General features: G+C 67.4%; 14 protein-coding genes. 4 read left to right on the top strand and 10 right to left on the bottom strand.

The features are described 5' to 3' along the window. Window positions 1–2 precede the first annotated feature (2 nt). On the bottom strand, window positions 3–263 hold the full coding sequence (locus BN3385_RS06005; RefSeq protein WP_231748640.1) for a glutaredoxin family protein: 261 nt from the start codon (window positions 261–263) through the stop codon (window positions 3–5). A 31-nt stretch (window positions 264–294) separates the two neighbouring features. Here BN3385_RS06005 and BN3385_RS06000 point away from each other — a divergent pair, with 31 nt between their 5' ends. Together BN3385_RS06000 and BN3385_RS05995 are read left to right on the top strand one after the other, a co-directional pair. Continuing rightward, window positions 295–1,245, top strand: coding sequence for an HAD family hydrolase (locus BN3385_RS06000; RefSeq protein WP_156432589.1), 951 nt, complete (start codon window positions 295–297; stop codon window positions 1,243–1,245). A 92-nt stretch (window positions 1,246–1,337) separates the two neighbouring features. Next, entirely contained in the window at window positions 1,338–1,838 is a 501-nt protein-coding gene (locus BN3385_RS05995; protein ID WP_059015677.1) for an FAS1-like dehydratase domain-containing protein, read from the top strand. 6 nt (window positions 1,839–1,844) lie between these two features. Here BN3385_RS05995 and BN3385_RS05990 read toward each other — a convergent pair whose 3' ends face one another. The 9 genes from BN3385_RS05990 to BN3385_RS05955 form a co-directional block, all read right to left on the bottom strand. Then, window positions 1,845–2,906, bottom strand: coding sequence for a lysophospholipid acyltransferase family protein (locus BN3385_RS05990; RefSeq protein ID WP_059015676.1), 1,062 nt, complete (start codon window positions 2,904–2,906; stop codon window positions 1,845–1,847). A 29-nt stretch (window positions 2,907–2,935) separates the two neighbouring features. Next, window positions 2,936–4,009, bottom strand: coding sequence for an SDR family oxidoreductase (locus tag BN3385_RS05985; RefSeq protein WP_059016445.1), 1,074 nt, complete (start codon window positions 4,007–4,009; stop codon window positions 2,936–2,938). A 70-nt stretch (window positions 4,010–4,079) separates the two neighbouring features. Continuing rightward, the gene (locus tag BN3385_RS27480) at window positions 4,080–4,181 is read right to left on the bottom strand and encodes a 30S ribosomal protein bS22 (protein ID WP_003402602.1); all 102 of its coding nucleotides are present in this window, start codon (window positions 4,179–4,181) and stop codon (window positions 4,080–4,082) included. 114 nt (window positions 4,182–4,295) lie between these two features. Beyond that, window positions 4,296–4,562, bottom strand: a complete 267-nt coding sequence (locus BN3385_RS27475) for a helix-turn-helix domain-containing protein (protein ID WP_082690301.1) — start codon at window positions 4,560–4,562, stop codon at window positions 4,296–4,298. 139 nt (window positions 4,563–4,701) lie between these two features. After that, window positions 4,702–5,565, bottom strand: coding sequence for a pyrroline-5-carboxylate reductase (proC, locus tag BN3385_RS05975; RefSeq protein WP_059015675.1), 864 nt, complete (start codon window positions 5,563–5,565; stop codon window positions 4,702–4,704). Between the two features lie 28 nt (window positions 5,566–5,593). Beyond that, window positions 5,594–6,427 (bottom strand): thioesterase family protein, encoded by an 834-nt coding sequence (locus tag BN3385_RS05970; protein WP_059015674.1) that lies wholly within the window; start codon window positions 6,425–6,427, stop codon window positions 5,594–5,596. A gap of 13 nt (window positions 6,428–6,440) precedes the next feature. Continuing rightward, on the bottom strand, window positions 6,441–7,286 hold the full coding sequence (locus tag BN3385_RS05965) for a sugar phosphate isomerase/epimerase family protein (protein WP_059015673.1): 846 nt from the start codon (window positions 7,284–7,286) through the stop codon (window positions 6,441–6,443). 7 nt (window positions 7,287–7,293) lie between these two features. After that, window positions 7,294–8,265, bottom strand: coding sequence for an Rv0497 family membrane protein (locus BN3385_RS05960; RefSeq protein WP_059015672.1), 972 nt, complete (start codon window positions 8,263–8,265; stop codon window positions 7,294–7,296). Beyond that, the gene (locus BN3385_RS05955; protein WP_059016444.1) at window positions 8,262–9,278 is read right to left on the bottom strand and encodes a Ppx/GppA family phosphatase; all 1,017 of its coding nucleotides are present in this window, start codon (window positions 9,276–9,278) and stop codon (window positions 8,262–8,264) included. Before BN3385_RS05955 ends, BN3385_RS05960 begins: the two co-directional genes overlap by 4 nt. 69 nt (window positions 9,279–9,347) lie before the next feature. Between BN3385_RS05955 and BN3385_RS05950 the strand changes: the two genes are divergently transcribed. Both BN3385_RS05950 and BN3385_RS05945 read left to right on the top strand, forming a co-directional pair. Continuing rightward, entirely contained in the window at window positions 9,348–10,124 is a 777-nt protein-coding gene (locus BN3385_RS05950; protein ID WP_059015671.1) for a DUF3109 family protein, read from the top strand. A gap of 390 nt (window positions 10,125–10,514) precedes the next feature. Further along, complete coding sequence (locus BN3385_RS05945) at window positions 10,515–11,900, top strand: sugar transferase (protein WP_231748639.1); 1,386 nt, start codon at window positions 10,515–10,517, stop codon at window positions 11,898–11,900. Window positions 11,901–11,920: the final 20 nt, after the last annotated feature.

Below are 11,920 nucleotides of genomic sequence, written 5' to 3'. Positions count from 1 at the left end.
GTTCACCCGAGGGCCAAATCGGAGCGCAGCCGCGGCTCGTCGATCTCCCAGTAACTGTGCTCCCGGCCGTCGAGCAGGACCACCGGCAACCGGTCGCCGAACTCGGCGCGCAGCGCGCTGTCACCGGCGGCCGCCGCGGCGTCCACGTCCACGCTGGAGAGCTCGAAATCGAGTTCGTCGGCCAGTTCGGCCAACCGGGCGTAGACCTTTTCGCAGATGCTGCACCCGGCGCGGGTCAGCAGTTCGACATGTCGGCGGCTCACCCGATCGAGTGTCGCAGTTAGGGTTGGTGACATGGGTTCCGGGGACCAAGACCAGGAGCTTGCGGGTCAGGAAGCCGGCCGGGCCAGCGCGCAGCGCGCGGTCGACGAGCTGGTGGCCGAGCAGGCCAGCGCGGTGGCTCGCGATGCGAGCATCGCCGCACATCGCGAGCCGGCGCCCGAAGCCGCTCTCGAGCCGGGCCCGCCGCCGGCCGATTTGACCGCGGCGGCGTTCTTCGACGTGGACAACACGCTGGTCCAGGGCTCGTCGCTGGTGCACTTCGGTCGCGGCCTGGCCTCCCGCAAGTACTTCACCTATGCCGACATGGCCAAGTTCGTCTACGCCCAGGCCAAGTTCCAGCTGACCGGCCGGGAGAACAGCGACGACGTGGCCGAGGGCCGACGCAAGGCGCTGGCCTTCATCGAGGGCCGCTCGGTGGCCGAGCTAGTCGACGTCGGCGAGGAGATCTACGACGAGATCATCGCCGACAAGATCTGGCCGGGAACCCGCGCGCTGGCCCAGATGCACCTGGACGCCGGCCAGCAGGTGTGGTTGGTCACAGCCACGCCCTACGAGCTGGCCGCGACCATCGCCCGCCGGCTGGGGTTCACCGGGGCATTGGGCACGGTCGCGGAGTCCCAGGACGGGGTGTTCACCGGCCGACTGGTCGGCGACATCCTGCACGGGCTGGGTAAGGCTCACGCCGTGCGCCAGCTGGCGATCCGCGAGGGGCTCAACCTCAAACGCTGTACCGCCTACTCGGACAGCTACAACGACGTGCCCATGCTGTCGCTGGTCGGCACGGCCGTCGCGATCAACCCGGATGCCGATCTGCGTGAGTTGGCCCGCGAACGGGGCTGGGAGATCCGCGATTTCCGCACCGCCCGCAAGGCCGCCAGGATCGGGGTGCCCTCGGCGCTGGCGCTCGGCGCGATCGGCGGTGCGCTGGCCGCCGCGGTGTCCCGGCGATCCGAGCACCACTAGGCGGCGAGTGTGGGCACTATGCACGCCAGATCGTGATCTCGCGTACGTAGGCCCCACAGTCGGCCGAAAAATCGCTGATAGGCTCAAAAGCCATGTCCATCGCCAGTGAGATCATCGGCACCCACTTCCGGTACCCGGACTACTACCTGGTCGGTCGGGAGAAGATCCGCGAGTTCGCCAAGGCGATCCAGTCCGACGACCCGGTGCACTTCAGCGAAGAGGCCGCCAAGGCCGCCGGCTACCACGACGTGCTGGCGCCACTGACGTTCATCGCTATCGCCGGCCGTCAGGTGCAGCTGGAGATCTTCCGCAATTTCGACGTCGGCATCAATATTGCCCGGGTGATTCACCGCGACCAGAAGATCAAATTTCACCGTCCGATCGTGGCCGGCGACAAATTGTTCTTCGACTCGTGGCTGGATTCGGTGACCGAATCGCACGGAACCGTCATCAGCGAACTGCGCAGTGAGGTCACCGACGAAGAAGGCAAGCCGGTGATGACCACGATCGTCACCATGATCGGCGAAGCCGAGGGCGATGAGGAGACCAACGCCCAGATCGCCGCGATCGCCGCGGCCGCGCTGCGCGGCTAGCCCGACTCAGCCGAAGAACATGTTCCGGCGGCCCGCCAGCAGCTGATACAGCGTCTGCTGGATGGTCTCGCGCACCTGATCGGTGATCTCGAAGGTGACCATCGGGTCGTCGGCGGCGGACTCGTCGTAGTCGGCCGTCTCGATGGGTGTGCCAAAGGCGATGTGCCACTTGGACGGAAGCGGGATCAGCCCGGCCGGACCGGCCAGCGGGAACAGCGGGGTGACCGGGAAGTACGGCAACCCCAGCACCCGCGCGAGCAATTTGACGTCGGCCAGCATCGGGTAGATCTCCTCCGAGCCGACGATCGAGCACGGAATGATCGGCGCCCCCGTGCGCAGCGCCGCCGAGACGAATCCGCCACGGCCGAACCGCTGCAGCTTGTAGCGATCCCGGAAATGCTTGCCCAGCCCCTTGTAGCCCTCGGGGAACACCGCCGTCAGCTCACCGCCGGCCAGCAGCCGGTTGGCGTCGATACTGCAGGCCATGGTGTGACCAGCCTTGCGGGCGATCGGGCCGAGCATCGGCATGTCGAAGACCATGTCGGCGGCCAGCAGACGCAGATCGCGATGCCCCGGATGGTGGTCGTGCACCGCCACCGACAACATCAGGCCGTCGAACGGCAAGGTGCCGGCATGGTTGGCCACCACCAGTCCGGCGCCGTCGGCCGGCAGGTTCTCGATACCGCTGACCTCGACGCGGAACCAATTCTGGAAAAAGAACCGCAGCAAAGGCAGGACGAGTGCGTTGTTGAATTGCGGGTCGAAGCCGAATTCGTCCACGGTGTAATCGCCGGACAGTCTCTTGCGGACAAAGTCGGCGACCGCGGAAATGCGTTGGGCGAGTTCGTTGGGCTCGCCCTCGGCGCGACCCAATCCCGCCGCACCGCGACGCGCGTCGATCTCACGGACGACGGCGGCGATGTCGTCGGCCGACGCCCTGGTCCCGGGGTCGGACAGCAGGGAGGGATGCCTGCGCGCCGCTTCGGCCCGCAGCGAGGCCCGGCGGGCTGCCGCTGCTCTCGAATTCGAATGCAGCGGAATCACTTTCGCTTTGGATTCACCCGCCACTGCCGTTACCTCTCCCCACCATCACGCTCTCAGCCACCCCAACGCTGCGCGACGGCGACGGCGCGGCTCTCCACCGAGCGTACCCATTTCGGGTCGACGATCGGTGTCAAACCTCGGCCACGCACGTAGTCGTCGAATGCCTCCATCGTCGTCCACTTGGGGGCAAAACCCAACTCGGCGCGCATGCGGGTGGTGTCCATGACGCGGCCGTAACTCAGCCATTCCATCTGGTCGCGATTGATGTCAACACTGCCGGTTGCCTTGCGCAACGATTCCAGTGCCCACACCCCCACACTCGGCACCGGAAGCGCAATCCGTCCGGAGCGCCGAATCGCCTGCGACATCATGATGATGCCGTCGGCCCCGATGTTGAACGTGCCGGGCCTGCCGGCGATCGTCGCCCGCTCCAGGGCACCGAGGGCGTCCTGCTCGTGCAGCAGTTGCAGGCGGGCGTCGTGGCCGAGAACCGTCGGCACCAGCGGGCCGGCCAGGTAGCGCGACAGCGCGGTGTCCATCGCGGGCCCAATCATGTTCGCCAGCCGCAGGATCGTCACCGCGATATCGGGCCGACGCCGCCCCAGGCCGCGGGCGTAGCCCTCGATGTCGATGCTGTCGCGGGCGAAACCCTCACCGGGCGGACGGCGGCTGCTGCTGTCCTCGGTGTAGACCACCGGGTCGTGCGGGTGCGAGCCGTAGACCTCCGAGGTGGACTTCAGGATCACCCGCCGCACCGACGGCGCCTTCTGGCAGGCGGCGAACAGCTGCATCGCGCCCATCACGTTGATTTCCTTCAACGTGGCCCGGCCACCTGAGCGCGGCGCGTACGAGGCCGCGGCGGCATGCACCACGGTGTCGACGTCGCCGTTGCGAATGACCTTGGCGATGAAGGGGTTCCGGATGTCGGCGCGCACGAACTCGGCGCGGCCCATCCGGCGCAGCATGTCCTTGCTGGGGGCGATGGCGTCGACGGCGATGACCTTGTTGATCATCGGGTTCTGCACCAGGCGAGCGGTCAGGTACCCGCCCAGAAAGCGGCAGGCGCCGGTGACCAGCACCACCTTCGGGTAGTGCAGCCCCTCCGTGTCGGTACCGCCGGTATCCATCAGCACAGCCTATCGGGCTGAGCCCGGTCAGGCAGGCCTGCGCGGCCCGGGCCTGTGCCCCGGCGAAGGACTACTTACCGAGTTTTCTGCGCTGAACCCGGGTACGACGCAGCAGCTTGCGGTGCTTCTTCTTCGACATGCGCTTGCGCCGCTTCTTGATGACTGAACCCATGAATTCCGCTACCTAAGTCCTCGCAGTGCCCGCGAGTGTGCGGGCTTGTCTCTCGTCCCGGTCACCTTACCTAAGCAGGTGGCGGGAACGGAAAACGGCCTCGTCGGTGTGGGATCAGCCGGCGTCGAAGTACGAGGTCTCCAGCAGATCGTGGACGGCCTTGGCATGCACTCGGAACGACCGGCCGACCCGGACAGCGGGCAGCTCACCGTTGTGCACCAGCCGGTAGACCGTCATCTTGCTGACCCGCATGAGCGAAGCCACTTCGGCGACGGTGAGAAATTGAGCTCGGGCGACTGGCGAACCGTCAGCGCCACCGGCATCTCGCGCCGATTTTCCGCCAGCCGCGTCCCGCGCCGATGGCCCGTTCATAGACGTCATCGCAACCCAATCCGTCAGGCACGGGCAGTTCCAGCGGCTTCCCCACCGCTGGCACCCACCCGTGCATACACGAGGAGAATAGCGTGGCGGATGGGGTTACTGCGACGGGTGTGGGTCAATCCATCAGAAATTTCTTGAACTACTCTGATGTAATTCCTAGCTGCTCAGAGCGTGTTTTTGCGCTGTCGATAGCGGCCTGCACCGCCGCCCGGACCCCACCGCGTTCAAGTTCGCGCAGGCCAGCGGCAGTGGTGCCACCCGGCGACGTCACGACGGCACGCAGCCGGGCCGGGGTGGTGTCCAGTCCCGGGTCGCCACCGGCAGTTCGCTCGTCCTCGATGCGCTCCAGCAGCATGGCGGCCGATCCGGCCATCGTCTGCACCGCCAGATCGGTCGCAACGGCCCGATGCAGCCCGTTGGCAACAGCCGCATCGACCAGTGCTTCGACGAAGAGGAAGAAGTATGCGGGGCCCGATCCGGACACCGCGGTGACCGCGTCCATCTGGCTTTCGCCGACGGTTAGCACGCCGCCCACACACTCGAAGAGCGCCGAGACCTCGGCGAGGTGTTCGGCGGTGGCGAAGCGGCCCTTGGCCAGCGCGCTGACGCCGGCGCCGACGAGCGCGGGGGCATTGGGCATGACCCGGACCACCGGGCTGCCGGCGGGGAGCCGCGACTCGTAGAAGCCGATCGTGACGCCGGCCACCACCGAGACGAAGACCTGCTCGACGCTGTTGCTCTCGGCTTGTGCGGCCGCGTCGGCGATCTCGCCGATCACCGATTCGGCGTCGGCCGGTTTGACCGCGACGATGACGAAGGCGGCGGTTTCCACCGCCTCGGCGAGCGAAGCCAGCCGGACGGAGTACTTCTCGGACAGGTAGCGGGCCCGCTCCGGCATCCGCTCCGCGACGGCGAGGTCTTTGACCTGCCGCCCAGACCGAAGCAGCCCCGCAAGGAGCGCCTCACCCATACTGCCGCCGCCGATGATCGCGATTCTGGCCATGGGCAGACCCTAATGCCTTGTCGTGCCCTTACTGTGCTGGCACCAACGCCAGCTGGCGCGTCTGCACGATGAGCCGTCCGGTGCTGTCCACCACGGTGTGGTCTTCGTCGAACCAGTCCTGGCCGATCTGGGTGGCCGTACAGACCACCCGCAGCCACCCATCGGCGGGCAGCCCGCGCAAATAGGCCGTCAGCTGCACGGTGGGCGCCCAGCCGCGCCGGTCCACCGCATAGGAGACCGGCAGCGAGATATCCCCGCACATCAGCGCGAACAGCACGTCGACGGGGCCGTCCTTGGGCCGCACCCAGATCTTGAAGACGGGCGCGCCCGTCTCGCTGAGAATCTCGGTCAGGTCCGGCCGGATGTCACAGCCACGGGCGAGGTGGTTGATGTCGGCGGCGGGATGGCCCGGCCCGATCGGCTCGACGCCGGGCGGCGGTTCGGGACTCATCACCGGTGTCACCGGGTTGGCCGACAGCAGCGGCTCGGCGAGATGCTCGGGCTCGCCGAGCGTGACGACGGTCCGTACACACGTGCGATCCCCTTGTGCCAGTTCGACATCCACCAGACCGATCCGACGGCCCCGCTTGCGCACGGTGGTGATCAGATGCACCACACCGGGATCGGGTGCGGACAGGAAATCCGCCGAGACCGCGACAGGCTCGAAGCCGGAACCCATCCCCGAGTCGCTTCGCTCCAGCCCGCCGGAATCGCCATACGCCTCACGGGCCGCTTTGGCACACAGTGCCAGCATGACGCCACCGTGGATCTTCGGACCAATTGTCCAGTGCTCATTGAGGTTTCCCTCAAAGCCGTCGTCGACTGGGCGCAACGCCATCACGTCAGCGAACCGGGGAATCATCGATGCTCTTCTCTCAGCGCAGCAGGTGGGTCCGGGCGAACTGTAACGACTCGCTCAGCAGCGCCTCACGCTCGGCCATGGTGCGGGCTCCCGACGTGGTGACTTCCAGCACCACATGCCCGGCGAAGTCACTGCCGGCCAGCATCTGACACACCTCCGCGGTGGGCTGGGTGCCATGCCCCGGGACCAGGTGTTCGTCGGTGGATGCGCCGCTGCCGTCACACAGATGCAGGTGCACCAGGCCCGAGCCCATCCGGCGGGCCATGTCGAGGGCGTCGGTGCCGGCGGTTGCGGTGTGCGACAGGTCCAGTGTGTAGTGCGCGTGGTTGCCGTCCAGCGGGTCGTAGGACGGCGCGAACGCGGAGATCCCGACGCCGGGGTGCCCGCCGCGCTTGCGCATCCGCTCGATGGAGGGCTGACCGGAGCCGAAGAACCGGTCGGCACGGAACGGGAACATGTTCTCCACGGCCACCATGACATCGCTGCGGGTCTCGAGTTCGGCCACCTGATCGCTGAACCCGTCGGCGTAGCGGCGCTGCCAGCGGAACGGCGGGTGCACCACCACCGTCTGGGCGCCCAGCCGCTCGGCGGCCTGCACGCTGCGGGTGAGTTTGGGAATCGGGTTGGCGCCCCAGACCCGTTGCGAGATCAGCAGACACGGCGCGTGGACCGACAGCACAGGCATGTTGTAGCGCCGCGAGAGTTTGGCGATCGCCCCGATGTCCTGGCTGACCGTCTCGGCCCAGACCATCAACTCGACGCCGTCGTAGCCCAGCTCCGCGGCCAACTCGAAAGCGGCCTCGGTCCTCAGCGGGTAGACCGAGGCCGTCGAGAGACCGACCTTGATGGCGGGGCGCACTGACGAATCAGGTCGACTGCAGCAGTGCCAGCGGCCCGAGGGTGACCAGCGCTCCGACCGCGACCGCGATCAGCGTGCTGGCGATGTCCTCGGTCTTGCGCACGATCCGCACGGCCACCACCAGACCGAGGATCACCAGAACCGACAGCACCAGCGCGACGATGTTGTTCCAGCGCCACAGCTGATCGAAGGCGATGAACAGGCCGGCACCGAAGGCCACCGCCAGGAACGATTGGCCCACCACGAGCAGCGCCCGGCCCAGCGCGGCCAGCTTGCCCTCGCGCGGCTGGGCACTGTCCTCATGCTCCTCACGCACCCCGTCGTCGGTGGCCAGCGCGACGGCACTGCCGTCGCCGTCCTCGTCCTGGGCCACGCCACGGCGGGCCAGGTCGTCGGCCACCGTCTGCCCGCCGAACAAGGTTCCCCCGGAGGAACGCAGGTAGGACTGCAGTTCGGCGGCGCCGTCCTCCTGCTCTTCGGGGGTGAGTTCGACGACGGCCGCCTCGTCGACCGGGTCGAACGCCATCTGCTCGGCATCGGAATCGGCAGCCGGCTCGGCCGGCGGGGCGGCGGGCCTGCGCAGCGGACGCGGATCGTGGCTGCGTTCGGGACCACGTTCGCGACGCGGGGTCGGCGCCTCGGAGCGCTGCGGGGGTGCCTCGAAGGGGCGCGGTGCGGGTTCGGTGACGGGCTCGGCGACCGGTACCGCCGCGCCGTTGGTGGCGGTGCTCTTCGGTTCGGGAGCCTCTACGACCGGTTCCTGGGCAGTGTCCTGCGCGTCGTCCTCGTCGCGGACAGCGGGGAACTCACCGGTGCGGATGATGGGGATCTCGCCGGTGAGTTCGGCGACGGTCACCGCATCACTGTTGCCGCGGCGCCGACGGCGACGGCCGCCGACCGGCGGCGAGCCGATCGTGCCGTTCTTGGCCAGCAGCTCGGCCACCGAGATGGGCCGGCTCGGCGTTTCATCTGCAGTCATCGTGTGCCTCTCGATCGGGCGGGACTCGGCCGATCAAAGTTCTTGCTTCCAGCATCCCCCACGGATGTCTCCACCAGGGCAGTTCCATCGGCTTCGCTGTCGAGCCGGCGCAGGATGATGCCCTCGCGCAGCGCCCACGGGCAGATGTCGACGTACTCCAATGACAGTGCTCGCATACTTGCCTCCGCCACCAGAGCACCCGCCACGATCTGCGGCGCCCGCTCGGCGCTGACTCCTTCCAACTCGGCCCGATCAGCCGTGGTCATCCTAGAGATGAAAGATATGAGTTGCCTCAGACCGTTGGCGGTGAGCGTGCGCTTGACCCGCGGGCCGGCTCCCGAGGGGGCGGCACCGGTGAGCCGGGCCAGCGAGCGGAAGGTTTTGGAGGTGGCCACCGCCAGGTCGGGCTCGCCAGCGGCCAGCACCGCCGCGGCGGATTCGGCGAGCTCGTTGTCCAGCCAGTCGCGCAGCATCGCCACCCGCCGGCGTCCGGGCGGATCATCCGGGATCCATTCCCGGGTCAGCCGGCCGGCCCCCAGCGGCAGCGACATCGCGACCTCGGGGGCCTCGTCGACGCCGTTGGACAGTTCCAGCGAGCCGCCACCGATGTCGAGGTTGATGATCCGGCCCGCACTCCAGCCGTACCAGCGCCGCACCGCCAGGAAGGTCAGCCGCGACTCGTTGGGACCGGACAGCACCTGGAGGTTGACCCCCGTTTCGGCGAGCACCCGGGCCAGGACGTCCTCGGAGTTCTTGGCGTCGCGGACCGCCGAGGTGGCGAAGGCCATCAGGTCCGCACAGCCCGAGCTGGCAGCGATCTTGGCGAACTCGTCGACGGTGTCGACCAGCTTGTCCGCCCCGCGGCGGGTGAGCTTGCCGGAGTCGTCGATCGCCTCGGCCAGCCGCAGGGCCGCCTTGGTCGAACTCATCGGGGTGGGATGCCCGCCCCGATGGGCATCGACCACCAACAGATGAACCGTATTGCTGCCCACGTCGAGCACGCCGAGTCGCACGTAGAACAACCTATCTGTAGCGGGCCGCCCAAGATTCGAGGCGCAGACTTTTCGTCTACCGTTACCACTGTGACGCATGGGCACCCTGGCGAGGTTGAACTGGACTTCCCCCGCGAGTGGGTGGAGTTCTACGACCCGGACAATCCCGAGCACCTCATCGCCGCGGATCTGACCTGGCTGCTGTCCAACTGGACCTGCGTGTTCGGCACCCCGGCGTGCAAGGGCACCGTCGAGGGCCGGCCCGACGACGGCTGCTGCTCGCACGGGGCGTTCCTGTCCGACGACGATGACCGCGCCAAGCTGGACGACGCCGTCAAGCAGCTCACCGACGAGGACTGGCAGTTCCGCGACAAGGGATTGGGCCGTAAGGGCTACCTCGAGATGGACGAGTACGACGACAAGCCCAACCTGCGCACCCGCAAGTACAAGGGCGCCTGCATCTTCCTCAACCGGCCGGGTTTCGGCGCCGGTATCGGCTGCTCGCTGCACACCAAGGCGCTCAAACTGGGTGTCGAGCCGCTGACGATGAAGCCCGAGGTGTGCTGGCAGCTGCCGATCCGCCGTGTCCAGGAGTGGGTCACCCGCCCGGACGGCACCGAGATCCTCAAGAGCACCATCACCGAGTACGACCGTCGTGGCTGGGGCGAAGGTGGCGCCGACCTGCACTGGTACTGCACGGGAGACCCTGCCGCCCATGTCGGCACCAAGCCGGTATGGCAGTCCTACGCCCCCGAACTGACCGAGTTGCTGGGCGAAAAGGCCTACGCCGAACTCGCTGCGATGTGCAAACGTCGCGGTGGTTTCCCGCTGATCGCGGTGCACCCCGCGACCCGCGCCGCGCAGTAGCCCCACCTGCACGATCACCCAGATCCGCATTCCGGATCATTTTCGCTGTGAATTTGCTGTCTTTGCTTTAGCGAAAATTTTCTTTGTGATGTACATCACAATCCGGCTGGTTGCCGGTTCCCCAGCGCACCCCTAGTCTTCTTAGCTAGCGCATCAACTGGGGGGAAGATGCCGATGGCCCTCTAAGAGACTTGGTTGTTAGCTTTGACCTCCGAAATCGTCAGTTCGCCCAATAACAAGCGGGTTTTGCTGCCAGCCAAGGTTCGCCGTAGCTACAAAACTGAGCACGATTTTGGCGACGATTCTCTCCCGCTTACATCGGGCATTATTCGCTCAGATCGCGAAATCTGGCACAGTTCGTACGCGCGCAAGCTGTTGCTCAGCGATTGCTTGATCATTTGCCTTGCCGTCGCTGCCGGGCAACTTCGGTTCGCCGGACAGCCGCCGGACCTGGGGTTCCCGTGGCCCGGCTCGCCCGAGGTGGGCTACACCGCGGTGTCGGCCGTGATTGCTCTGCTCTGGATGGTCTTCCTCAGCCTGGTCGGCAGCCGGTCAGCCCGTGTGGTGGGCCACGGCAGCGAGGAGTACGCGATCATCGCGCTGGCGACCTTCCAGCTCTTCGGGCTGATCGCCATCATCTCCATGCTTCTGCACGTCGAGGTGTCCCGCGGTTACCTGGCCATCGCATTGCCGCTGGGTGTGATCGGGCTGATGTTCAGCAGGCGCTACTGGCGCCGCAAGACCTCACGTCGGCGCCTGCGCGGCGAGGACCTGACCTCGGTCCTGGTCGTTGGCACCTCCCGGGCGGCCGCCGAGATCGCCACCACGTTCGCCAAGGACCCCGAGGCCGGTTACCAGGTCGTCGGCATCTGCACCCCGAGCGGGCCGATCGATGGCGCCGATGTCGTGGTCGTCGGTAGCACCGCCATCCCGGTCGTCGGCATGGATGAGGCCGTTGTCGACGCCGTCCGCCGGACCGGAGTGGGCACGGTCGCACTGGCCGCCACCGAGCATCTGCGGCCCACCGAGATTCGCCGGCTGATCTGGGAGCTGGACTCCCTGGGCGTGGACCTCATCGTGGCGCCCGGCCTGGTCGATGTCGCCGAGCAGCGGCTGCGCAGCCGGCCGGTGGCGGGGATGGCGATGCTCGAGGTCACCAAGCCCCAGTACAACCGCGCCAACTCGCAAGCCAAGCGGGCCTTCGACGTCGTGTTCACCGCGGTGGTGTTGCTGCTGATGTCGCCGGTCTTCCTGGCCGCCGCGGTGGCTGTCAAGCTGTCCAGCCCGGGTCCGGTGTTCTACGTCTCCGAGCGCATCGGCCTCAACGGCACCACGTTCCGGATGTTCAAGTTCCGCAGCATGTACGACGGTTCGGATGCCCGCGCGGCGGCGATGATCGCCGCCACCGAGAGCAGCCCGCTGTTCTGGAAGGTCAAGGACGACCCGCGGGTCACCCCGGTGGGCAAGTTCCTGCGCAAGTTCAGCATCGACGAGCTGCCGCAGTTCCTCAACGTGCTGCGCGGCGAGATGAGCGTGGTGGGCCCGCGGCCGCAGGTACGCCGCGAGGTCGATTCCTACGATGACCTGGTGCGCCGCCGGCTGGCCGTCAAGCCCGGCCTGACCGGCCTGTGGCAGGTCAGCGGCCGCTCCAACCTCGAGATCGAGGACGCGGTGCGGCTGGACCTGACCTACGTGGAGAACTGGTCGCTGTGGCAGGACCTGGTGATCATCGCCAAGACCCTGCGCGCCGTGCTCTACAGCGACGGCGCCTACTGAAGCCGGCCGAGCCGGCCCGG

The organism is Mycobacterium sp. M26, from assembly GCF_001494595.1.
Classification (GTDB): domain Bacteria; phylum Actinomycetota; class Actinomycetes; order Mycobacteriales; family Mycobacteriaceae; genus Mycobacterium.
The sequence above is the reverse complement of the archived record's forward strand: the minus strand, read 5'-3'. Positions and strand labels throughout refer to the sequence as shown.

What these genes read in the sequence shown, in the direction of transcription:
- BN3385_RS06000 (WP_156432589.1), top strand. Translation starts at nt 295, where the DNA reads ATGGGTTCCGGGGACCAAGACCAGGAGCTTGCGGGTCAGGAAGCCGGC.
- BN3385_RS05995 (WP_059015677.1), top strand. Translation starts at nt 1,338, where the DNA reads ATGTCCATCGCCAGTGAGATCATCGGCACCCACTTCCGGTACCCGGAC.
- BN3385_RS05985 (WP_059016445.1), bottom strand. Translation starts at nt 4,009, where the DNA reads ATGGATACCGGCGGTACCGACACGGAGGGGCTGCACTACCCGAAGGTG.
- BN3385_RS27480 (WP_003402602.1), bottom strand. Translation starts at nt 4,181, where the DNA reads ATGGGTTCAGTCATCAAGAAGCGGCGCAAGCGCATGTCGAAGAAGAAG.
- BN3385_RS27475 (WP_082690301.1), bottom strand. Translation starts at nt 4,562, where the DNA reads ATGACGTCTATGAACGGGCCATCGGCGCGGGACGCGGCTGGCGGAAAA.
- proC (WP_059015675.1), bottom strand. Translation starts at nt 5,565, where the DNA reads ATGGCCAGAATCGCGATCATCGGCGGCGGCAGTATGGGTGAGGCGCTC.
- BN3385_RS05970 (WP_059015674.1), bottom strand. Translation starts at nt 6,427, where the DNA reads ATGATTCCCCGGTTCGCTGACGTGATGGCGTTGCGCCCAGTCGACGAC.
- BN3385_RS05960 (WP_059015672.1), bottom strand. Translation starts at nt 8,265, where the DNA reads ATGACTGCAGATGAAACGCCGAGCCGGCCCATCTCGGTGGCCGAGCTG.